The sequence below is a fragment of the Natrinema caseinilyticum genome (assembly GCF_024227435.1).
Taxonomy (GTDB): domain Archaea; phylum Halobacteriota; class Halobacteria; order Halobacteriales; family Natrialbaceae; genus Natrinema; species Natrinema caseinilyticum.
In genome coordinates this window covers 3,513,729-3,536,075 of the sequence record NZ_CP100445.1, presented here as the reverse complement: position 1 = coordinate 3,536,075, position 22,347 = coordinate 3,513,729, and the positions used below count along the sequence as shown (strand labels likewise).

At 65.5% G+C, this 22,347-nt stretch carries 17 protein-coding genes; 9 read left to right on the top strand and 8 right to left on the bottom strand.

What is annotated here, in order from left to right; all coding sequences use genetic code 11:
- Positions 1 to 388: 388 nt before the first annotated feature.
- Positions 389 to 1,030 carry a TlpA family protein disulfide reductase gene (locus tag NJT13_RS17390; RefSeq protein WP_254522993.1) on the top strand — a complete coding sequence of 214 codons (642 nt, stop codon included), beginning with the start codon at positions 389 to 391 and terminating at the stop codon, positions 1,028 to 1,030.
- Positions 1,031 to 1,159: 129 nt separating this feature from the next.
- Here NJT13_RS17390 and NJT13_RS17385 read toward each other — a convergent pair whose 3' ends face one another.
- Positions 1,160 to 5,380 (bottom strand): outer membrane protein assembly factor BamB family protein, encoded by a 4,221-nt coding sequence (locus NJT13_RS17385; RefSeq protein WP_254522991.1) that lies wholly within the window; start codon positions 5,378 to 5,380, stop codon positions 1,160 to 1,162.
- A 332-nt stretch (positions 5,381 to 5,712) separates the two neighbouring features.
- Between NJT13_RS17385 and NJT13_RS17380 the strand changes: the two genes are divergently transcribed.
- Positions 5,713 to 7,347, top strand: coding sequence for an ABC transporter substrate-binding protein (locus NJT13_RS17380; protein ID WP_254522990.1), 1,635 nt, complete (start codon positions 5,713 to 5,715; stop codon positions 7,345 to 7,347).
- 2 nt (positions 7,348 to 7,349) lie between these two features.
- Positions 7,350 to 8,678 (top strand): APC family permease, encoded by a 1,329-nt coding sequence (locus tag NJT13_RS17375; RefSeq protein ID WP_254522988.1) that lies wholly within the window; start codon positions 7,350 to 7,352, stop codon positions 8,676 to 8,678.
- A gap of 18 nt (positions 8,679 to 8,696) precedes the next feature.
- Here NJT13_RS17375 and NJT13_RS17370 read toward each other — a convergent pair whose 3' ends face one another.
- Positions 8,697 to 11,177, bottom strand: coding sequence for a DNA topoisomerase I (locus tag NJT13_RS17370; protein WP_254522985.1), 2,481 nt, complete (start codon positions 11,175 to 11,177; stop codon positions 8,697 to 8,699).
- A 419-nt stretch (positions 11,178 to 11,596) separates the two neighbouring features.
- Between NJT13_RS17370 and NJT13_RS17365 the strand changes: the two genes are divergently transcribed.
- The 6 genes from NJT13_RS17365 (at position 11,597) to NJT13_RS17340 (ending at position 17,520) form a co-directional block, all read left to right on the top strand.
- Positions 11,597 to 11,863, top strand: a complete 267-nt coding sequence (locus NJT13_RS17365; protein WP_254522984.1) for a YgaP family membrane protein — start codon at positions 11,597 to 11,599, stop codon at positions 11,861 to 11,863.
- Between the two features lie 119 nt (positions 11,864 to 11,982).
- On the top strand, positions 11,983 to 13,482 hold the full coding sequence (locus NJT13_RS17360; RefSeq protein WP_254522982.1) for an MATE family efflux transporter: 1,500 nt from the start codon (positions 11,983 to 11,985) through the stop codon (positions 13,480 to 13,482).
- Between the two features lie 234 nt (positions 13,483 to 13,716).
- A complete protein-coding gene (locus NJT13_RS17355) occupies positions 13,717 to 14,646 on the top strand; it encodes a sulfide-dependent adenosine diphosphate thiazole synthase (RefSeq protein ID WP_254522979.1) in 930 nt (309 codons plus the stop codon).
- 17 nt (positions 14,647 to 14,663) lie between these two features.
- Entirely contained in the window at positions 14,664 to 15,428 is a 765-nt protein-coding gene (locus NJT13_RS17350) for a DUF7001 family protein (protein WP_254522976.1), read from the top strand.
- Between the two features lie 174 nt (positions 15,429 to 15,602).
- Positions 15,603 to 16,934: a Trk system potassium transporter TrkA gene (trkA, locus tag NJT13_RS17345; protein ID WP_254522973.1), complete on the top strand. Its 1,332-nt coding sequence runs from the start codon at positions 15,603 to 15,605 to the stop codon at positions 16,932 to 16,934.
- A gap of 118 nt (positions 16,935 to 17,052) precedes the next feature.
- Positions 17,053 to 17,520, top strand: coding sequence for an acyl-CoA thioesterase (locus NJT13_RS17340; protein ID WP_256549404.1), 468 nt, complete (start codon positions 17,053 to 17,055; stop codon positions 17,518 to 17,520).
- A 59-nt stretch (positions 17,521 to 17,579) separates the two neighbouring features.
- Here the strand turns inward: NJT13_RS17340 and NJT13_RS17335 are convergent, their stop codons facing one another.
- The 6 genes from NJT13_RS17335 to ddfA all read right to left on the bottom strand — a co-directional run bounded on the left by NJT13_RS17335 (position 17,580) and on the right by ddfA (position 22,245).
- Positions 17,580 to 18,830, bottom strand: coding sequence for an RNA-guided endonuclease InsQ/TnpB family protein (locus NJT13_RS17335; RefSeq protein ID WP_254522969.1), 1,251 nt, complete (start codon positions 18,828 to 18,830; stop codon positions 17,580 to 17,582).
- Positions 18,831 to 19,008: 178 nt separating this feature from the next.
- A complete protein-coding gene (locus NJT13_RS17330; protein ID WP_254522967.1) occupies positions 19,009 to 19,704 on the bottom strand; it encodes a class I SAM-dependent methyltransferase in 696 nt (231 codons plus the stop codon).
- A gap of 21 nt (positions 19,705 to 19,725) precedes the next feature.
- On the bottom strand, positions 19,726 to 20,625 hold the full coding sequence (locus NJT13_RS17325; RefSeq protein ID WP_254522964.1) for a thiamine-phosphate synthase family protein: 900 nt from the start codon (positions 20,623 to 20,625) through the stop codon (positions 19,726 to 19,728).
- Positions 20,626 to 20,689: 64 nt separating this feature from the next.
- Positions 20,690 to 21,292: a DUF420 domain-containing protein gene (locus NJT13_RS17320; RefSeq protein ID WP_254522963.1), complete on the bottom strand. Its 603-nt coding sequence runs from the start codon at positions 21,290 to 21,292 to the stop codon at positions 20,690 to 20,692.
- 26 nt (positions 21,293 to 21,318) lie between these two features.
- On the bottom strand, positions 21,319 to 21,807 hold the full coding sequence (locus NJT13_RS17315; RefSeq protein WP_254522961.1) for a J domain-containing protein: 489 nt from the start codon (positions 21,805 to 21,807) through the stop codon (positions 21,319 to 21,321).
- A gap of 144 nt (positions 21,808 to 21,951) precedes the next feature.
- Positions 21,952 to 22,245, bottom strand: coding sequence for a DdfA family disk-determining factor (gene ddfA, locus NJT13_RS17310; RefSeq protein ID WP_254522960.1), 294 nt, complete (start codon positions 22,243 to 22,245; stop codon positions 21,952 to 21,954).
- Positions 22,246 to 22,347: the final 102 nt, after the last annotated feature.

Genomic DNA, 22,347 nt, shown 5'->3' with positions numbered 1-22,347 from the left:
TTCGATCCCCGTCGACCACCCGTGACTGAAACCGTATTCTCCTTCTATCCGAGGTAACTTATATCTAATTACTCCGTATTTGAATATATACACGTGGTCACAGCGAGCAATCCGTTCGAGTCGGGTGTGAACACCGAACGGCGCTCCCGGTATCGTCGCCAGCACCGTCGAATGCGTCCCCGGGCTGCCACAGCGGTCGAACCGAAGACCGGTGGCTCGAGAGACCGAGCACTCGAGTCGCCTCGCCGGTCGCGCGGCGGTTTCGACTCGCAGACCAGTGAATCCTTTGTATCTAGGGCGACAACAGTCCCCCTATGGTGGGCTGTCAGAGCGGCGACCGAACTCGCGATTCCGATCGCACACGCTCCATCCGGGAGGTGGGAGACCGATGAGGCGACGGGAACTGATCGCCGGCGTCGGTAGCCTCGGCGTCCTCGCCGGCGCGGCCGGCATCGTTCTCGGCGGCGTCCCCTCGTTCGGAAACGAACGGTCCGCCTCCTCGAGCGACGGAGACTCGGGGTTGCCGGTCGAAATCGAGACGATAGACGCTCGCGGCAGCGAGGCAGGGACGGTCGCGGTTCCGAACGGCGACGTGACGGTCGTTATGTTCTTCGTCACCGGCTGTGGCACGTGTCAGGGCCAGATGCCTCGTCTCGCCGAGGCTCACTCCCGGCTCGTCGATACGCACGGGGACGGTCTGACGGTCCTGTCGGCGACTTACCAGTCTAAAGATATGATGCCGACGGACGAACTTCGCACCTGGTGGCGGGACCACAGCGGCAACTGGACCGTCGGCTACGACCCGCAGTCGTCGCTCGCGGCGAACTACGGCGTCGCCGGCTTCCCGGTGACCATCGTCATCGACAGGCAGGGGGAGAAACGCTGGGAAAAACTCGGCGTGGTACGTTCCGACGACATCGTCGCGGCAGTCGAGTCGGTTATCGAGACGAGCGAGCGACGCACGTCGAACGCCACGAACGAGACCGACGCGGGCGCGTCTCCAACCACGAACGCGACCACCGACGGTTGATCCGGCAACGCGTCCGAGACCACCGACACGGCGACGACGCTCCGCGTGGCCACCGCTTCTATCCGACGCGTCGAGACAGAAGTCGACTCCCGGCGACGGTCGTATGGCGTGATCGCGACGCCCGTCTCGTCACAGTCGAGTGAACAGACCGGAGATCGAGTCCCGCCAGGACGGCTGTTCGGTTCCGATTACGGCGATGCCATCCCGGCCGACGAGACAGAGCCGTCCGTTCGCGCCGACGAGCGACGGGGCATCCCCCGTGTCGATCGACTCGAGGTTCCATCGCCGGGTACCGTCGGCGACCGACAGCCCGTGGACGATCCCGTCAGCGGTGGCGATCGAGACGGTCCCGTCGACGACGACCGGACCGGTCGTCGGATCACCAACATCGACGCGCCATCGCTCGGCGCCGGTATTCGTTTCGATCGCGTAGAGGCTCCCGTCCGTGCTGGCGGCGTGGAGCTGCCCGTCTGCGACTGCGAGCGACGCAGTGAGGGGGCCGCCGGTATCGAATCGGAAGCGTTGGGAACCGTCGGCGGCCGATAGCGCATGCAGCGAGCCGCCACAGCCGACGTAGACGCACCCGTTCGCGACCGATGGCCTCGTCAGCGCCTCCCCGTTGCGGTCGAGGGCCGTCATCCACCGTCGGCGGCCACCCTCGGACGCGAGTGCAGACGCCCGCCCCTCACAGACGGTGTAGACGACGCCGTCGTCGACGGCCATCCCGACGAGCGGGCCGGCCAGACCCGCCGTCCAGACCGGCTGGCCGGTTTCCGCGTCGATCGTGTGGAGCGTCGTGCCACCCACGTACACGTTCCCGCCGGCGACGACCGGTGACGACCGAACGAGCGTATCAGTTTCGTACCGCCAGGTTCGCTCACCCGATCCCGCCTCGAGCGCGTACACCGCGGTTTCACCGGCGACGTAGACGGTATCGTCGACGACGGCCGGCGCCGTCCCGATCGGCGCCTCGGATTCGAACTGCCAGCGCTCGCGTCCGTCCTCGAGCGCCAGTGCGGTGACGCGGCCGTCGTCGCTCGTAACGAAGACGGTATCGTCGACCAGCGCCGGCGGAGCGACGACCGTGCCGTCCGTCTCGACGCTCCACAGCGCCGTCGGGCTCTTGCCGAGCGTCTCGCCGGTCCCGACCGAACCGGTCGCCGCGGGTCCCGCGCCAACCATCGGCCAGTCGGCGTCCTCGGACCCCTCGCGGTCGCGGACGTGTTCGAGTCGTTCCTTCGCGGTCGCCGCCGCGCCCGAAACGGGGGGGACGGGGTCGTCGACGAGCGGGCGAACCGCGGACACCGAGTCGACGGCCTCGATAGCCGCGAGCGTCCGAACCGCGGCTTCTCGAACTCTCCCGTCGGGATCGGCCAGTCGAGCGCGGAGCGCCGGTACGATCTCGTCGGCGTCACCCTCGAGTTCCCCGGTGACCTCTGTGATTTCCGCGAGCGCGCGGCCGGCGGTCGCTCGAACGTCCGCATCCGGATCCGACAGCGCCGAGCGCAGTTCGTCGGTCGCCTCGGCGAGCCCGTGGGGATCGTCGGTCGCCATCGTCAGGAGCGTTCGTCCGGTCGTGACCCGAACGGCCGGGCTGTCGGCGGTCAGGCCGGTCGCGATAGTCGAGACGGTGGACGGACGCAGTCGTTCGGACTCGTCGGCGAGGACCGAAAGCGCGAGAACGGCCAGTCCGCCGGCTCGCGGGTCGCCGTCGATCCGACGTCCGAAAGCGGAACGGCGGGCGTCTATCTCGTCGGTGCGCCTCGGCGCCCGGCCGCCGCCGACGAGTGACGCCGCATCGGACACCTGTTCGTCGACGTCTTCGAGGGCGTCCTCCAGTGCAGCACCGTCGCTCCGACCGGAGATCACGAGCGTCCCGAGTGCGAGCGCCGCACCCCCGCGGACCGACTGGTCCTCGTCCGCCAGCAAGGCGATCAGCCGGTCCCGGGCGGACGCCGCGTCGTCGGGGACCGCCGCCGCGAGTCGAGCGATCTCGAGCGCGATCGAGCGCCGACCGACCGCGCCGCCCGTCCCGGCCGTCTCGTCCGCACCGGACTCGAGGTCCTCGCACAGGAGTGCCGTGACCGATCGCAGATTCGTCTCCGCGGCGGCCGTCGCGAGCGCGCGTTCGATCGCTCGGCGCTGGCCGGTGTCTCCCGCTCGTAATCGCTCGACGAGCGGCGTGGCCGCGTCGGCGATCAGTTCCGGGTCCATTCGTGCGACATCGGCGAGCGCCGTCGCAACCGCCGTTGCGCGCTCGTCGTCGGTCGACAGGATTCCGTCGATCGTCTCGACGGGCGTCGGCTCGGTTTCCTCGTCGGCCCCGAGCAACGCGACGAGCGTTTCGAGGGCCGCGCTTCGAACCACCACCGGCGGTTCGACGAGCACCGTCGCCAGGGCGTCGATGACGGCCTCGGTCTCGGCGCCGGTCTCGAGTTCGAGGATCCCGAGTGCCTCGCAGGCGCCCGCCCGTACGGCCGGCTCGTCGGCAGCGGTCTTTTCGACGGCCAGCGCGACCGTCGGCCGGCAGTCCGCCTGCGATTCGGGTGCGACCGCCGAAAGCGTCTCGCGAACCGTGGTACGCACGCTTCGATCCGCATCGTCGAGTGCGCCGAAGAGCCCCGGTAGCGCCGGTTCCACGACGTCGGGATACGTTTCGGCGACTCGAGCGAGCGCGAGGGCCGCGTTGTTTCTGACGCTCGCATCGTCGTCCGCGAGCCGGTCGCCGAGCGGGGCAACGGTCTCGCGGGCCGTCCGCTGCGTCTCGGCTGCGATCGGAACGAGATCACGGGCGGCCGCCCGCCGAATCGCGTCGGTGTCGGACTCGAGTCTCCGACACAACGATCGAACTGCCGGATGGCCGTCGGCCGTCCGCGCCTCGGCGATTTCCGCCAGTTTGCGGGCGGCGTGCCCGCTGCTCCACTCGTCGTCCGACTCGAGTCGGTCGACGAGCGCCTGGACGTCGACCCCGTCGACCGGTTCGGCGAGTGCGATGGCGCTCAGCGCGTCGGCCGCTCGATAGCGAACCGGTTCGTGCGGATCGTCGATTCTCCGAGCGAGTTCCGACACGATCGGACGGATCGGATCGGGACCGGTATCCGAGACAGCCGCGATCGAACGGGCTGCTTCGAGCCGAACGGCATCGTTCTCGTCGTCGAGGACCACGGCGAGATCCCCGACGACGGGCTCGACGGCTTCGGGGGTCGCGTCCGCGACGGCAGCGATGGCCGCGACCCCGTGGCTCCGGACTGCCGGCTCGTCGCGAGCCAGCCGGCGGGCGAGCGGATCGACCGCGGGTTCGACTGCGTCAGGTCGATCCGCAGAAAGCGTCGCGAGCGTCGCGGCGGCGTTCGTCCGAACCTCCTCGAGTGGATCGTCGACTCGCTCGACGAGTGCGTCCACGGCCGGAACGACCGCATCGGGGTCGGCATCCGCGACATCGCGAAGCGCTCGGATCGTCTCTCGACGGACGTCGGCCTCGTCGTCGAGGCTCGCGGCCAGGTCGTTGACGATCGCGGTGGCGGCGTCGGAACGCTCGGCCGCGACGGCAGCGAGCGCCCGCGCGACGTCGACACGGACCCGCTCACGCTCGTCCGCGAGCCCCGCAGACACGCGTTCGACGGACGGCGCTACTGCGTCGGGTCGCTCCGCCGCGATCAGGCGGAGCGCCCGCGCAACGTGCTCTCTGACGGTCCGCTCGTCCTCGAGACGCTCGGCGAGTCGAGCCGTCGTGTCGCGGACGGCATCGGGGTCGTGGGCTGCGACGGTTGCCAGAATCGCCGCAGCGTTTTCGCGGACCGCGGCGGTTTCGTCGTCGAGCGCCGCAGCGACGTCGTCGATACGTGGGAACATTCGCTCGGGATCGGCCGCCGCGATAGCCGCGAGCGCGTCCGTCACGCGGACCCGGACGCGATCCTCCTCGTCCGTGACGTGAGAGGCGAGCACCGGTGCCGCGTCGGCGACGGCTGTGGGCTCGACAGCGGCGATCGATGCGAGCGTGTCCGCAGCGTCGATCCGAACGGCCGACGGACCCGCCAGTCGATCGGTCAGCGACGGCACGCCGTCCCGGGTCTCTTCGGGGTAGACTGCCGCGACTGCAGACAGTGCCGAAACGGCGTGCGATCTGATCGCCGGATCGTCCTCGAGGCGGTCGGTCAGCGCCGACACCGCCGACCGAACGTCGGCCGGCCGCTCCGCGGCCTCGGCCGCCAGCGTCTCGGCCGCGTACTCCCTGACCTCCGGGTCGTCCGCCGTGAGAAACGCCTCGAGTCGATCGATACCGACCGTGACCTCGAGGCCGTCGTCGCATCCCTCTTCCGGTCCGTTCGTTAAATCCTCTGTTTCTGACATGATGGTCCCACGATGCGCGATCGCGACACGCACGATCACGTTGATAGGTACACGTACAGAGACTCTCAGTTAATGCTACGCCCGGCATCGTCAGATCGACCGTGAGGGGCCGAAGCGTCGGGATCCGTCGTCGGAGCAGTGGCTCGCGAATCGACACGCCGGATCGGTCGACCGCGGCCGCGACTCGAGCAGCGGAACGCCATCGGAGGGCGGCGGTAGCCGGGTAAGCGGTGAAATTGTCCGCTCCCGTCAGTTGCAGGGGAGTAGTACACCACCGTTCGCGCCGACATGACCGACCGGAACCCGCTCCAGGCGGGAACTCGGACCAAAAGATGACCACGGGACGCCGACGGACGGTACACAGCGACCGGAACCGAACGAGCAGCGAGACGAACGAGCGGTCGGACGAACCGACTCGACGTCGCCTTCTCGCCATCGCCGGCGCCACCGGACTGGGGGCCTTCGCGGGCTGCTCGACGTCGGTCGGGACGGGATCGAAGTCGACGCTTCGCATCGGGACGCTTCGACCGCCCGTCACGCTCGATCCGATTTCCGCACGTGCCCTCGGCTCGGAACAGGCGATCGAACGAGTCTTCGACGGTCTCTACGCCTACGGCGAGGGAACCGACGTCGTTCCGAAACTCGCGGCCGGCGAGCCGACGTTCGAAGACGGCGAACGAACGTTCGTCGTCGAACTCGACGACGATGCGCGGTTCCAGAACGACCGGCCGGTGACCGCTGGCGACGTGGTTTACTCGTTTACCGCGCCGCTCGAGGAGGACGCACCGACGGCGTGGCGGGTGAACCCGTTCGACTCTGTCGAGGCCGTCGGCGAGCGGACCGTCCGGTTTACGCTCGCGGCGCCGTTTCCCGGTCTCGATCACGCGCTGACGCACTCGATCGTCCCTCGAGATGTGCGAGAGGACGATAGGGCGGCGTTCGCGACGGAACCGGTCGGCTCCGGGCCCTTCGAGGTGGCGTCGTTCAGCGAAGAGACGAAAGTCGAACTGCGTCGCTGGTCCGACTACTGGGGCAATCCGAAGCCGGCCATCGAGGCGCTCACCATGGCCTACGTCGAATTTCCGATGACGCAGTTGACCAGCCTCCGAACGGATCGCAACGACGCGATCGAACCGGTATCGCCGCTTACCGTCGATCACGTAAGCGAGGTGGGGAACGCTTCGGTGCGACGACGACGGGGTTACACGTCGCTTTACTTCGGATTCAACCTGAACCAGGGGCCGACCACCGATCGTCGGATTCGGGACGCGATCGGCTACTGCATCGACCTCGACGAGGCGGTCGCCGACTTCGTCGAGCCGATGGGACGACGCCAGTACGGCCCGCTGCCACCGCAGGTCGCCCGCGCGTGGAACATGCCCGTCGACGAGTGGGCGGCGCTCGCACCTCCGAAAGACATCGACCGTGCCCGACGGCTGTTCGACGAGGTCGGAAAAGCGACCGGTCAGATACGCGTTCTCACGTCGATGGATCCGAAACACAAGGAGTTCGGCGAGGCGCTCGCCGGTGGCCTCAGGGACGCTGGTCGAGGCGCGCTCGTCGTCTCGAAGCCGGAATCGGTGTTCCTCGAGAAGTCCGTCACCGGTTCCGAGCGCGATTACTCGGTGTTCGTCGGTGAGATCGCCGGGACGCCGGATCCGGATTCGCACCTCTATCCGACGTTCCACGAGAACATGGCCGGCGTGACGAACGGGACCTTTTATCGAGCGGACGCGGTCATGGAACGACTCGCGGCGGCGCGGACGACGAGAGATCGTGAAAAGCGCCGAAAACGCTACGAAACGGCGATAACGCGGCTGCTCGAGGATCGGGTGTGTCTGCCGATCTGTTCGTTCGAGAATAGCTTCGCCGTGGCCGAAGACGTGCGAAACTTTCGCGTCCATCCGATCGCACGGGAGAACCCGCGCGTCGCTGCAGGAGAAGACGTCGTGACGGTGGGGTCCTGACCATGAGCGAGGGCGATGGTGGCGAGGGATTCGGGGTCGCGACGGCCGTCTCCCTGGGCGTCGGCGGCATCGTCGGCGGCGGCATCTACGCGGCGATCGGGATCGTCGTCGCCGCGGCGGGAGTCCTGACGTGGTTCGCCTACTCGCTCGCGACCGTCGTCGTCCTCTGTTGTGCGTACGCGTACATCAAGTTGAACGAGGCGACCGAGACCAACGGGGGCTCGGTCTCGTACATCGAGGAACTGACGGGGAGATCGACGACCGCCGGCGTGGTCGGCTGGACGCTCGTCGTCGGCTACGTCGGGACGATGGCGATGTACGCCTACGCGTTCGGCATGTACGGCCAGATGCTGGTCGGCCTCGAGTACGTCTGGGGCCTCCCCGTCCGGCAATTCATCTCGGTCGGCGTCGTCGCCGCTTTCGTCGGATTGAATCTCCTCGGCGCGGGGTCGTCGGCTGCAGTCGAACGGTACCTCGTGTTCGTACAGGCGGGGATCATCGCCGCCTTCGGCATCGTCGGGCTCTGGTTCGGCGCTACCCACTACCAACTGCGCCTCGGCTTCGCAGAACTCGGACTCAACCCGATCATCGCGGCGTCGGTCGGGTTCGTCTCGTTCGAAGGGTGGCAGCTCCTGTTTTACGATCAAGAACAGTTCGAAAACGCGGACGAGACGCTCGCGAAGGGCGTGTTCGTCTCGATCCCGATCGCCGCAGCGATCTACGTCCTCGTCGGGTTCGTAATCACGACGCTGTTACCGGAGGAGGTGATCGCAGCCCAGCCGGAACCGGCGCTGCTCTACGGGGCGCTTGCCATCTCGAAGTGGCTCGCACTGGCCGTCGGAATCGCCGGCCTCGTCTCGACGGCGAGCGCGATCAACTCGACCATGTTCAGCGAAGCCCTCTTCGCGAAGACCCTCATCGGCGACGATATCCTCCCCGACGAGATGGGCGAAGCGGGGGCCGACGCCGCTCCCAAGCGTACCGTGATCGTCATCGGCGTTCTGACGGCTGCCTTTACCGCCCTCGGGAGCCTCGAGGCCGTCGTCGAGTTCGCTTCCCTGGCTTTCATCGTCGTCTTCGGGGCGATGAGCGCGCTCGCGCTGACGGTGCGCGACCAAGAGGCCGTCGACGTCAATCCCGTCCCGCCGCTGGTAGGAGTAATCGGCTCGGCCGCTTTTTTCGTCATGCTGACGTGGTACCTCTACTCGCAGCTCCCGGCCGTCTTCTGGCTGGTCGTCGTCATCGCGGCGGTCGTGTTCGCGGTCGAAGCGATGTATTTCAAGCGACGAACCCTCTCGGAAGGCGTCCGAGAGGTGGAAAAACGAGTGTGATCTTCTTCCTCTCTCTGTCTACGCCTTCGCCTGCCAGCTTCGCACGCGATCCGCGCTGACGCCTTCGACGTCCGCAGCGACCGCGTCGGGATCCGCCTCGGTCAAGTCGTCCAGATCTTCGATCCCCGCGTCGGCGAGCTTCTCGACCGTTTTGGACCCGATTCCGTCGAGCGCCTCGAGATCCGAGCCCGACTCGCTCTCGCGGGCCTGAAACTCCTGATAGTTACAGATCGGACAGCCGAGTTCCCAGGGTTCGTCGCCGCTGTGGACGACGAGTTCCGGGAGGTCGTGTTCGTCGCAGTACTCGTCGGTGACTTCGATTTCACCGCGCCGGGGGAGCGGGAGTGAGTACTCGCAGTCGGGGTATCGGGTACAGCCGACCAGCCGGGAGCCGCTCTGGAGGGTTTTGATCGCCAGTTCGCCCCCGTGTTCCTCACCGCACTCCGGGCAGTCGCCGATGACCGGTCCCTCGCCGGCGTCTTCGGCCTTGCACAGCGGACAGCCGTGGACGAACGTCTGTCTGCCGGCGAGCATCTTGATCTCGTTCAGTCCGTGTTCCTCGCACTCGGACTCCATGATCAGCGGCTTGCCGGTCGAGGGAAGCGGCAGCGTGTACTCGCAATCGGGGTAGCCGTCACAGCCGATGAAGTACGAGCCGTGTCGGCTCCGGCGTACGAGGAGGTCCTCGCCACACTCCGGACACGGCCCCAGCCGCTTGTCGTCTTTCAGGGACTTGCGGAGCTGGTCGCCGATCTCGTCGCGGGAGTCCCCGAGGTTCGCGAAAATCTCGTCTAACATCTCGCGAGATTCGTCGGTGACGTCGTCGAGCGTGGCGTCACCGTTTGCGATCGCGTCCATGTCGGCCTCGAGTTGGGCCGTCATCTCCTCGCTGACGACGCGATCCGCGTAGTCCTCGGCGGCCTCGACGACGGCCATCGCGAGCCGCGTCGGCCGCGGCGGGTCGCTCTCGACGTAGCCCCGATCGTACAGCTTCTCTATGATGTCGTGGCGGGTCGACTTCGTGCCGATACCGAGGTCCTCCATGGTCTCGATGAGCCGCGACTGACCGAACCTGCGCGGGGGTTGGGTCTGTTTCGCCTCGAGTTCGACGTCCGAAAGCGCCAGCGCTTCACCTTCGTCGACGTCCGGAACGTAATTCTCGCTGGTGTTGAAGTACGGATAGACGTCGTGGTACCCGGCCTCGACGAGGCGCTTGCCGTTGGCCTTGAGCCGGTACTCGTCGACCTGGGCGACGACCTTGAGGTGTTCCCAGACCGCGGCTTCGGCGACGGTCGCGAAGAATCGGCGCACGACGAGTTCGAAGATTTCCCACTCGTCGTCGCTTACGTCGCCGCGACCCGGAATCTCGCCCGTCGGGTGGATCGGCGGGTGGTCGGTCGTCTCCTCGTCACCTTCGGTCGGAACGATGTCGTCGGCCTCGAGCAGTGATTCGGCGGAGTCGCCGAGGGTCGTGTGGCCGACGAAGTCGTCGAGGAGTTCCTCGGGATCTAAGTCGTCGGGATAGACGGTGTTGTCGGTCCGCGGGTACGTGACGTAGCCGGCGGTATAGAGGTCCTCGGCGATCGACATCGCCCGTTTGGCCGAGTACCCGATCGCGCTGGCCGCGCGGATGAACTGGGTCGTGTTGAACGGCGTCGGTGGCGTGTCCGTTCGAGTCCGCCGGTTGACGTCGACGACGGTCGCGACGTCGCGTTCGGCGAGCGTGTCGTAGACGTCCTCGGCGATCGCTTCCTCCCAGACGCGTTCGGCCTCGTTGTCGTCCTCGTCGCGGTAGAAGTACTGCGCTTCGAACGTGGTGTCGTCTTTCGTCAGATCGGCGAACAGCTCCCAGTAGTCCTCCGGATCGAACGCCTCGATCTCGCGCTCGCGGTCGACGATCAGCTTCAGCGTCGGCGACTGCACGCGACCGACGGAGATGAAATCGTTGCCGAGCTGACCCGCGGACAGGGAGAGGAATCGCGTGAGTGCAGCACCCCAGATCAGATCGATGATCTGGCGCGCCTCGCCGGCCGCGGCCAGATCGAAGTCCAGGTCGTCGGGTTCGTCGAACGCGTTCTGCACTTCGTTTTCCGTGATCGAAGAGAACCGCACGCGACGGATCGGGACGTCCTCGTCGACGTTTCGGACGATGTCGTACGCCTCCTTACCGATCAGTTCCCCCTCGCGGTCGTAGTCGGTGGCGATCGTCACGCGTTCCGCCCGCCGCGAGAGGAGCCGAAGCGTCGCGACGATATTCTCCTTCGTCGGCGTCTTCTCGACGCTCGCGTCGATCAGTTCGACCGGTTCGACGTCCCGCCAGTCCGAATACTCCGACGGGAAGTCGACACCGACGACGTGACCCGACAGCCCCACGCAGCGCTTGCCACCCCACTCGTACACGTTGACCCCGTTCTCGCGACTCGAGTCGTACGTGCCGCCGCTCAGGATGTCGGCGATCCGGCGGGCTGCGTTGTCCTTCTCCGTAATTATCAGCTCCACAGCGGATCACCCCCTCGAGCGAGCGGTCCCGACGACGGACGAATATCGTGCATCGTCGCTCGTTACGATTGAACGTTTGATAACGTTTTCGCCAAAACCGGCCGACAGCGCGGGTGTGCGTGTGTTGTGCGTCACGCGGGCGTGTGCGAGCGAAAGCACGATCGGTGTGTCTCCAGACCACGCATCGCAGTCGGACCATTCGAGGTCGTGTCGAACGATCGTGTCGTGGTTCGCCCGCGGTAGTCCCGGCGAATCGCGATCCAACGCTGTGATTTGTGGTCGTCGCGACCGCCCGCCGACTCTGAATCGATCCAGCGGCGCTCGGTGGTGCGGACTCCGGTTCGGTCCGTGGTGACGTCTTGCTTATGTCTCCTCGAGTCCTCTGGACCAGTGCGCGTAGACACGCGGAGAGAGATACCATGGAGAAAAACGTAGGCGGATTCGATCGCATCTGGCGCCTCGTCGGCGGAGCAATGCTGGTGGTGATCGGTGCGGCTGCACTCGTCGGCGCCGTCGCCATCGGTCCGGTCCTCGCGGCAGTGATGGTCGTCGTCGGCGCAGTGTTCTTCGCCACCGGCGTCCTCCAGCGGTGTGTCATCAACCGACTGTTGGATCTCGATACCTACCGGGGCGACCGGACCGAGACTACTCGGACGGACGAAGGGTCGATGGAACGGCCGAGCTGATCGAGACCTGTTTTTCGGCCGATCCGTCGAGACGCAGCGGCGGTACCGAAAACCGGTAACTGCTCCCGAGAGCCGAGCCCTTTTACTTCGCCTGGGTGAGATTCACACGCGAGTATCTCGTGGCTGCAACCGATCCGGAGCGCAAGCGCGTCGACATGACGTCGGGAGCGATATCGCCGAAACTGGTTCACCTCGCGTGGCCGCTTGTGCTGGGCAACCTGCTCCAGACGGTGTACAACCTGGCGGACATGTTCTGGGTCGGCCGCGTGAGCAGCGACGCCGTCGCCGCCGTGTCGCTGATGTTTCCGCTGTCGTGGATGTTCGTCTCGACCGCGATGGGGATCACCGCGGCCACCATCGCCCTGGTCTCCCAGTACGTCGGCGCGGGCGACGACCGAACGGCCGACCGCGTCGTCGCGCAGACGATCCTGCTCACGCTCGCCGTCTCGAGCGTTCTCGCGGTCCTCGGATTCGCGTTTCGCCGGCCGCTGCTCACGCTCATCGGCGCCCGAAATCAGGTGTTCGTCGAAGCACTGGCCTACATCGAAGTGATCTTTCTGGCGTTGCCCTTCACGTTCCTCTTCTTCGCCTTTCGGGCCTCGTTACAGGGAGCGGGGGATACGAAGACGGCGATGTGGCTCATCGTCGTCTCGGCGGGTCTCAACGTCGTCCTCGATCCGTTCTTCGTCCTCGGCTGGGGGCCGGTCCCAGCCATGGGAACGCGCGGAGCGGCCATCGCGACGTTCCTTTCACGCGGGCTTGCCACCGCCACGGGCATCGCCATTCTCCTCGACGGAGGGTTCGGCGTCCGGCTCCGAATCCGCGACCTGACGCCCGATATCGACATCCAGAAGCGGCTGCTCGAGATCGGGACCCCGGGAACGCTCGACGGCTGGGCCCGCAGCTTCGCGGCGGTGGCGATGGCCGGATTCGTGGCTCGGTTCGGCGCCGCGCCCACCGCAGCGTTCGGTATCGGCGTCCGACTGATGTCGGTTACCTGGGCCATCGCAGGTGCCGTGGGCCAGGCGACCGCAACGGGTGTGGGCCAGAACCTCGGTGCAAAGTCGGCGGACCGGGCAGCCGCCGTCGCGCGGACGGCCACCGCCGCGACGATGGCAATCATCTTCGCCGTCGCAGTCGTCCTGTTCGCGTTTCCGGCGGCCGCGGTTCGAATCTTCGTCGCCGATCCCGCGGTGATCGCCGAAGGCGTCGTCTTCCTGCGGATCACCACCCTCTTCTGGGCACCCTTCGCCGGCGTCATGGTGATTCAGGGGGCGTTCCGCGGGGCGGGCAACACCCGCGAAGCGATGATCCTCTCGATCCTCTCGCGGTGGGTGTTTCGATTCCCGCTCGTTCTCGGACTCGCGTTCTCCTGGACCGTGACCGTCCCCGTGATCGGGGTGCGGATCGACGGCCTCGGCTGGGGCGTCGAGGGTATCTGGTGGGCGCTCGCGTTCGGGATGATCGCGTCCTTCGTCGTCGCGGTCGTCTGGTTCCGACTCGGGACCTGGGCCGAAGGCGTTATCGACGGACAATCCGGAACCGACCGCGATGACGACTTCCTGGGTGGGGACCGGTCCGCAGGCGGCGACCGGGAGTCGGAGTTCGTCGACGACTGATCGGTCGGCCGTTCCGCCGCCCGTCAGCCGTCGCTCGCCCACTCTCGTGCCATTACGCCACCGATCGCCGTCGTCGAACGCCGCTGGACGGTCGACACCGTCCCTCGAGCGATCCCCCGCTCCCCGGCCACGGGTTCCACAGTGTGCGGCGCTGACTAACCCTCACGAAAGTTGTCCATCGTGAACGAGCGACCGCAACTGACTTAACACTACCTGGTGTTACCACCTAGTTGTATGAGCGACTTCGAACAGTTCAGTCAGGTTGGCGAAGCTGACGTTACGCGGGCGATCGGACAGGAGTGGACCGAGGAGTTCATGGATTTCTCGGATTCGGACGTAATCATCGTCGGCGGCGGCCCCTCGGGGTTGACCGCGGCGAAGGAACTCGCAGAGCGCGGCGTCAAGACGATGGTCGTCGAGAAGAACAACTACCTGGGCGGCGGCTTCTGGCTCGGCGGCTTCCTGATGAACAAGGTCACGGTTCGAGATCCCGCACAGCAGGTCCTCGACGAACTCGAGGTCTCGTACAAACGCGCCCAGGAGAACGACGGACTCTACGTCGCGAACGGTCCCGAAGCGTGTTCCGGGCTCATCAAGGCCGCCTGCGACGCGGGCGCGAAGATGCAGAATATGACCGAGTTCACGGACATCGTCATCCGCGAGGACCACAGGGTCTCGGGGATCGTGATGAACTGGACGCCGGTCCACGCGCTCCCCAGAGAGATCACCTGCGTCGATCCGATCGCCGTCGAGGCCGATCTGGTGATCGACGCGACCGGCCACGACGCGATGGCGGTCACGAAACTCGACGAACGCGGCGTCCTCGACGCCCCCGGCATACAGGACGCGCGAGACCGCGGCCAGGTCATGGATCAGACCGATTCCGACACCTACGGCGCGCCCGGCCACGACTCGCCCGGCCACGACTCCATGTGGGTCGGCAAGAGCGAGGACGCGGTCGTCGAACACACCGGCATCGTCCACGACGGCCTCATCGCGACCGGGATGGCGACCGCGACGACCTACGGCCTCCCGCGGATGGGGCCGACGTTCGGTGCCATGCTCGTCTCCGGCAAGCGCGCCGCCCAGGTCGCACTCGACGAACTCGAAGTCGACGCCGAACCCGTCGAACTCACCTCACGGGCGGCACCGGCCGACGACTGACCGCGATTACCCGAGGCATGGTCGAACGAGTCATCTGCTACCGGGCGCCGTCGACGAGGGCGGAAATCGACGACGTCGCCGCGTGGCTCGAGGGACGGATCGACGCGGACGTGACCGTTCGCGACCGCTTTCTCGAGGTCCATCGCACGGACGACCTCGCGGAACGGTTCGCCGAGGCGCGAGTGTCGTCACCGTACGAACGCGAGACCGGCAACGCGATGCTGGGGACGATCCGCTACGAAGAGCGGGCGCTCGCGAATCCCGACCGCGAAGGCGGCGTCCTCTACGACGGCGAACAGATCCAGCGGGCGTTCAACGCCGCGGTGCCCGAGGACGAGCGCGGGCTCGAGACGCTGCACGTGGCGGTCATAGACCGGGCGATCGGGACGTGGGGAGACCACGACGGCCGCTGGCACAAGCGCGTGACCGTCCTCGGACAACCGGCTCTCGTCTCGGTCCCCGGCCTCTACGAGGCGCCCGCGAAGCCCGAGGCGTACTACAAAGAAAAGCAGCGACACGCCCTGCTGTCCGGCGACGCGCCGCCGCGGGAAGTCCTCGAGAACCAGGTCGACGGCGAGTTTCTGATCCAGGACGACCCCCGAACGACGGACGCGCTGAAGGGGTACGTCCTGCAGGCCCTCGACTACCTCGAGACGGGCGAGCCGTTTTGCGATCGGGAGGGCTGCCGGCTGTTCGACGCCCACTACCACGAGGACCTGATCGACGCCCAACTCCGCGACCCCGAGTTCTGCACCGAGCACGCGCGGCTGTACGGGGAGTGAGACGGTCCGAGCCGTCGGTCACGCGCACCCCGGCGGTTCGCGCGAACTCTCGCCGACGGTCCGTTTGCCCGCGTCAGGCGGCTGGAAACAACGCTTGCGCTCGGCCAGTAATCGAACTGAGAGCACCTGTAAGGTTTACAATCGCGAGGGTGGTTACGTGCCAAGAGATAGCACATGATTCTCATTATCGGTGCCGGCGATGTCGGTTCCAACATCGCGCTCGACCTCGCGGAAGACCAGGACGTGGCGGTCATCGACCGAGATGCTGATCGAATTGATGACCTCACGTCGCGACTCGACGTGTCCGGTACCGTCGGCGATGGCCGCTCGGTCTCCGTGCTTCAGGAGGCCGGCATCGATCGGGCGGAGATCGTCGTGGCGAGCACCGATAGCGACGCGGCCAATGTCATGGTCTGCAACGCGGCCAAGCACGCCGGCGACCCGCACACCATCGCCCGCGTCAAGGACGTCGGACTGTACCGGACCTGGCAATCGCTCGAGGGAGGGCTAAGCGTCGATAGAATGCTCTGCATCGACGTGCTCGCCGCCGAAGCCGTCGTCCAGACCGTCGCGCTTTCGGGTGCCGAGGCCGTCGAGACCTTCGCCGACGGTCGAGTGGAAGTCGCCGAGTTCGTCATCGACGAGGACACGCCGGTGACCGGACAGAGTATCGCTGAGACGGACCACTACCCGTCGGCTACGTTCGTTGCGATCCTCCGTGATGACGACATCCTCACGCCCGAGGGAGACACCGTTATGCAGTCCGGCGACCGCCTCATCGTCATCGGAAGCCTACACGGCGTTCGTCAGTTCGCGGAGGACATCTCCTCGCAGCCCAGCCTCGACGCCGATAGCGACATCGTCATCGTCGGGGGCGACGTACTGGGGTACCAGATCGCCCAGCAGTTCGAAGCTCGGGGGTGGATCCCGCAAGTCGTCGAGCGCGATCCGAATCAAGCGGTCGGACTCACGACGCAGTTGCGCGGATTGTCGTCATCCGAGGTCGACACGTCGGACGTTGGGCGGTTCGAGCCCGACTTCCTCACGAACGCCGATCTGGTCGTCGGGGCGGTCGATGACGATACGAATTACTTACTCACGCAACTCGCTCGAGAACAGGCCGTCGGCCAAACTGCGACCGTCGTCGACGACCCCGCGGTCGTCGGACTGTTCGAGGAGACCGGACTCGACGTCGTCGTTCACCCCGAAGACATTATCGCCGGCAAGATACTCCAGGTGATCTACGGGTCCAGACCGGAGAACATCGGCGTTTTCGAACACGACAACGCCGAAGTCCTCGAGGTGGTGATCGACGAGGGGAGTACCCTGGCCGGGAAGCCCCTCAAAAATGCGGTTTCCGAACTGCCGGCGGGCGTCGTCATCGGTGCAATCATCCGCAACGGCCAACTCCAGACGCCGCGCGAAAGCAGGATCATCCAGACCGGCGATCGGGTCATCGCGTTCGTCAACGCCGAGGTGGCGTCCGAAGCCGCCGAACTGATGTAAGACGGCGGCGATGCTCTCCGTCGTCCGATCGCGGATTTTCGCTCGCGGAACGTCGTCGGAGACCGTTTCCTCCATCCCGTCGACAGCGTCGGCGAAGGTCCCTCCCAGTGCTTTACTGGTGCCACCGTCTCGGAACCAGTGCGTACTTTTCCCCAGCGGTCTTCGACAACGCACAACGAGTGCTGAGTTTACCGTTGACGTTCCGGTACGGTTTCGCGACCTCGATCCGATGAACCACGTCAACCACGCCGTCTACGCGACGTACCTCGAATCCGCCCGGGGCGCCTACCTCGAGGAGGTCGCGGGGCGAAGCGCCGAGGGCGCTGCGTTCGTCCTGGCCAACCTCGAAATCTCCTACGAGCGGCCGATCACGACGGGCGACGACCCCACCGTCGCCCTCTCGGTCACCCGACTCGGCGAGTCGAGTTGCACGATGGCCTACGAGATCCGCGTCGGTGACGACGTGGCGGCCACGGCCGAGACGACGATCGTTCACGTCGATCCCGAAACGCAGACCTCGAGCCCGATTTCGGACGCGATAGCTCGGCGCATCGGGGAGTACGAGGGACTCGAACTGTCGGTGTGACATCCTCCCCAGCGTGAACGCCGGAGCTTCCCGTCCCGCAGGTTGGGATATTTGCCGGTCTACGACACGACCTGTTCTCTCGTGTGAAACGTCCCGCTCTCGCGGTCGAACATGTGTGTCGAAGGCTGTGCCACACAGCCGTTACTCCTATCCTCACCATGAGGACTCGGAGTTATCTTCTGGCGCATATTCTCCGCCCCGTTACAATCCGCGTTCCCAACCAACTCACAGGACGAGCAGACGTACAAGCCACGTTCGACACGGTTCGACTTCGTGTCATCGCCACATCGTGAACACGCCTTCGAGGTGTTCCACTCGTTCTCCTTCAGCACCTCAACGCCACGTTCATCGCCTTTGTACGCGAGATACTGGTAGATGCGGTCGAACGCCCACGTATGTAACTTCTTGTTTCCGGTCTTCCCCCAATCCGATTCTCGAACTTTCTCAGGCCAACTCACCGCGACCGTGCCAACATCTCGTTCGACGCATTCGGTGATGATGGTGCCCGTGAGGGTGTGGTAGAAGTGTGTTTCCCGTTCTGCGAGTTTCCGACGTGCCCACATCGACGTCTCTGACGGCCCGTTCTCACCCTCGGTGTCGTACTCTGCTTGGGTGAAGTAGTGCTTGTCCTGTTTGAGCGAGTTGCCGGGGTAGAGGACGTACTCGTCCGGGAACGCGACCGTGGCAATGTTCTTGACTCCGAGGTCGATGCCTGCCACTCCGTCGCATGCCGAATCGTTGGTTTCGAGTTCGACTTTGCAGACGAAGTGCAGTTCCCACTCGTTGCCGTTCCAGACTGCTCGGACATTCTGTACCTGGTTGACTTCTGAGAGGTCAACGTCCGGGCGTGTCTGGTATTCACAGAGGATGAAGTCCGACCAGTAGTCTTTGAGATTCGAGCCTTTTGAGAGGCGAACGCGGTTGTTCTCGGGATCGTGTTTGAATCCGTCTGTTTTGAAGGTAACCGTGGAGCGAGGACGGGTATCGCCGTGTTTGCGGTAGCCGGGCGGATTCGCCGTATCGTCTGTCTGTCGGCGGTCGAACCACGACTGGAAAGCGTCAGAAAGTTCTTCAATGACTTTCTGACTGGATTGTGCGTTCAAGTCTTTCCAGCACGACCGGGTTTTCATGTACGCTTTCAGCGTTCCTTCATCGGGAATCTCGCCAGTTTCTTCCCAGATGCGGTCGGCTGTCCAGCGTGCGACGTTCCAGATTTTCGAGGCAGAATCACCGAGCGAATCAAGGCCCTCGCAGACCTGTCGCTGGTTCTGGATGGAACCACTGTAGGTACGAGTGACCTGAATCGCCATATATAGCCTATGTAGACAATCCAACTTAATGGTATGGTATGATTAGTGTTGAATATCCAGTCTGCTATCGACGGTGGAGTGGTGGTCCAGTGACGCGATTCACGCCCGGCGTAAACGCCGGGATTCTCTCGCTGATTAAAGATAGATACGGCCGACGACCGGTCGAATCGTCCGCCGGTCACTCGAGTCGACCGCCGGTCAGCCGAACGACCCCGAGGACGTGCGTTTCGTCCGCGACGGCGGCGCTCCGGTGGCGGAGGCGGGCGTGAGCGGCGTCGATCTTCTCGTCGAGGCGAATGTGAGGATCGTTCTCGTAGCGCAACTGCATCGTCGGCGGCGTCGAGAGGATCACGATCGCCCGGAAGACGGCGTTGACCGGCGGCGCGTACCACGTCTCGCTCCGCGCGGCGTTGGCGAGGACGACGGTCCCGTCGGAACCGACGAGATCGCACCAGTCGTCCACTGCAGCGACGGGGTCCTCAAGCATGCCCACGACGAACGTGGCGAGGACGGCGTCGATTTCGCCGCCGTCCGTTTCGGCGGCTGCGGCCCCCGTCCCGAGCGGCGGCCGCGTCGCATCACCGCGCACCACGGAGACGTTGTCGTAGTCCGCCGTCGCCGCGCGCGCTCGCTCGAGGACCTGTCGCGTGAAGTCGATCCCGATCACGGTTCCCGTCGGACCGACCCGTTCGCGGAGAAAGGGAAGGTTCGCACCGGTCCCACACCCCATCTCGACGACGGTGTCGCCGGGCTCGAGTCGGCAGGCGGCGGCCGCTCGCCGTCGGAGCCGTGCGATTCCCGGCGTCCGACGCGCAATCACGTCGTAGAGACGCGCCCAGCGGCCGTAGAACTCCTGTGCGGATTCCGTCGACATTCGTCGTTTCACCCGCCGAATTCAGGTACACGACCGGATCGTGTTCGCCACGGACTGTGCGTCCGGACCGAGGACGTATATCAGCGGTTCGATGCCCATGCCGCCGGTCTGGTACAACACCGTGGCGTCGGACTCGTCTTCGATCGCCGCGCCGACGCTCGACGAGACGTCACCCGATTCGTCGAATTCGGCGGCGACGTGGCCCAGCTCTTCCAATTCGTCCACTAATTCGGAGTCGTATCTGATGTTGATCGCCGCCGAGGCCTCAGAACCGTGGCGCCGAGCGGCGAGCAGGACACGGGCGACGTGTTCGGAGACGCCGAATTCGGGCGCCGCGGGGACGGTGGCTCGGCCCTTCACGTCGAAAATGCGACCCGGCACACCCGCGACGTCGTCGACGTCCTCGGCATCGGGCGTGCACGCGACCAGATTCGAGCCGACCGCCGGAATGAGACCGGCGAAGCCGCTCGCCGTCTCGAGGACGCTCAATCCCTTTCGAACCGACGAGAGGACGCGTTCGCTGGCCCGCCGTTCGCTCTCCGGATCGTGGACTCGAAATCCCGCTCCGTGGTCGGCGAGTTCCGGAACGGCCTCCTCGTGGAGCTGTGCGAGGAGGTCCCCGCCGGATTCGAGGTCACGAACCAGCACCTCGAGTTCGATCAGCGCCTGCACCGGCGAAATGTCGCCGGCCGACAGCCCCGTTCCGAGCTCTTCGACGAGAGTTCGGACGCGGTCGTCGCCGGCGATGCGGTCGTTGATCGTCACGTCGCCGTGGGCGTACTTCGAGACCGCACTCTGGCTAATACCGAGGACGTCGGCGACCTCGCTCTGCGTGAGCCCCCGATCGCGCAGGTTGCTGGCCAGCAGCGATCGGACGGTCGGGAGGAATTCGTCCACGACGATTTCTTCGACGAATTGCATTCGTTAGACGGTCGTACGAGCGGCGGCCGGATAACTTATCGGTCCGCGTCTTCCCGGCGTGTCGTTAGACGATCGGGACGAGCATCGACGCGAACTCGAAGTCGTAGACGTGATTGAGTAGAACGTAGGTGACGACCCCCAGCGTGAGGCTCAGAATCCACGCGCCGGCGGCGATACGGCCGATCCTGGCGTGGGGCGTGGATCTGAGTTCGGCGGGGGTATGAGTGAGCCCGAGGATCAACGCGTAGAGGACGACGGGCACGGAGACGACCGAGAGGACGATGTGTATCGCGAGCATGATCAGGTACGCGTAGAAGACCAGGTCCGGACCGACGAAGTGCTTCTCGCCGCCGCCGCCGACTTTGAGCAGATAGACGACCAGAAACAGCAGGATCAGCGCGAACGCGCCCATCATCGAGAGCTGGTGCTTTCTGATCTCGCCCGCGCGAATCCAGTACCAGCCGCTGACGAGCAGAATCGTCGCCGTCGTGTTTATCACGGCGATCGCGTGCGTGAGCAGATTGATTTGTGCCCGCGTGAGGTCGGGATAGATCGGCACGTCGAGCAGGAACGTTCCGAGTACCAACGCGTAGCCGATGATCGTCAAGAGGATCGTTACGCCCATCGGCCGCTCCCGGAGTCGCCGTCTCGCGTCAGCGGTTGCCATTATCGGACGTTAGAAGCACCGCCGTATCATGCTTGTTGTTCGGCGCCGAGTCGGTGGCTCGCCGCCCCTCTCGATCGGCCGACCACGACCGGGTCCGGCCCGACCGCGCTCACTCCCGCTCGAACGGGAATCGGTCGAGCCGCTCGCGAACCAGCGGTTTCAGCTCGAAGAGGTGCCGCTCGGTGTCCGAACCGGTCTCCCCGCCCTCGTCGGGGCCGTGCTGGGTGTACATCGTCGTACGGGTCGTAACCGTCGCGTGTGATCGCACCACCGCTCGCTCGGCCATGCGTCTCGAGTCCCCGTCCGCCCTCAGACCGCGTACCCCCGTCGGTCTCGCGGTCGTTGGGGGCCCGTTCACCGAGAATGTGTTCGTACGCTTCCTTGATCCGAAGGAACTGCTCGCGAGAGCCACCGTGGTCAGGATGATGATCCTTCAAGAGGACCCTGTAGGCCCGCCGGACCGCCTGTTCGTCGGCGTCCGGTGTGAGCCCGAGGGCCTCGTAGTGGCTCGTCATCGTTGCTGCAATCGATGCTTCGTCGAAAAGGGTCTTTCCGTGTGTGACTACTCCCACGATTGAAGTCGTGGACTTTCTCCTCGAATCTGTGTGACTCCCGGCGTGAGCCACGCCGGAACGGCGACCACCACGCGGAGTGGACGGTCAATCGGTCGTTCCGGACAGGTCCTCCAGCAGCACCCGCCCGTCCCGGTCGATAGTGACTTCGTAACCACAAAATTCGAACGAGACGGTCCCGCGCGATCTGCTCACGCCGGACGATCGATCACCGAAGAGCGCGTCGAGGGCGTCGGGATCGACGGCGGCATAGAGCGATTCGTACGCCGGTGGCACAATCTCAGCCGGCTGAACCCCCTCGGCATCGGCGATCGCTTCGATCACGGCCCGACTCGGCGGCCCTCCGGACGACATCGCGATGTTATCGCCACCCTCCATCATAGTACAATAATGTTTAATAGTATTTGAAATAAAACTGTCCCTCCGACGACCCCGGGACCGGCCGGGGAGCGAATTCCCGTGACACGACGACCACCGTCCGGC

Coding starts and splice junctions, on each gene's coding strand:
- NJT13_RS17320 (WP_254522963.1), bottom strand. CDS start 21,292: ATGGCAACCGCTGACGCGAGACGGCGACTCCGGGAGCGGCCGATGGGC.
- NJT13_RS17330 (WP_254522967.1), bottom strand. CDS start 19,704: ATGTCGACGGAATCCGCACAGGAGTTCTACGGCCGCTGGGCGCGTCTC.
- NJT13_RS17380 (WP_254522990.1), top strand. CDS start 5,713: ATGACCACGGGACGCCGACGGACGGTACACAGCGACCGGAACCGAACG.
- NJT13_RS17390 (WP_254522993.1), top strand. CDS start 389: ATGAGGCGACGGGAACTGATCGCCGGCGTCGGTAGCCTCGGCGTCCTC.
- NJT13_RS17375 (WP_254522988.1), top strand. CDS start 7,350: ATGAGCGAGGGCGATGGTGGCGAGGGATTCGGGGTCGCGACGGCCGTC.
- NJT13_RS17350 (WP_254522976.1), top strand. CDS start 14,664: ATGGTCGAACGAGTCATCTGCTACCGGGCGCCGTCGACGAGGGCGGAA.
- NJT13_RS17365 (WP_254522984.1), top strand. CDS start 11,597: ATGGAGAAAAACGTAGGCGGATTCGATCGCATCTGGCGCCTCGTCGGC.
- NJT13_RS17355 (WP_254522979.1), top strand. CDS start 13,717: ATGAGCGACTTCGAACAGTTCAGTCAGGTTGGCGAAGCTGACGTTACG.
- trkA (WP_254522973.1), top strand. CDS start 15,603: ATGATTCTCATTATCGGTGCCGGCGATGTCGGTTCCAACATCGCGCTC.
- NJT13_RS17315 (WP_254522961.1), bottom strand. CDS start 21,807: ATGACGAGCCACTACGAGGCCCTCGGGCTCACACCGGACGCCGACGAA.
- NJT13_RS17335 (WP_254522969.1), bottom strand. CDS start 18,830: ATGGCGATTCAGGTCACTCGTACCTACAGTGGTTCCATCCAGAACCAG.
- NJT13_RS17385 (WP_254522991.1), bottom strand. CDS start 5,380: ATGTCAGAAACAGAGGATTTAACGAACGGACCGGAAGAGGGATGCGAC.
- ddfA (WP_254522960.1), bottom strand. CDS start 22,245: ATGATGGAGGGTGGCGATAACATCGCGATGTCGTCCGGAGGGCCGCCG.
- NJT13_RS17325 (WP_254522964.1), bottom strand. CDS start 20,625: ATGCAATTCGTCGAAGAAATCGTCGTGGACGAATTCCTCCCGACCGTC.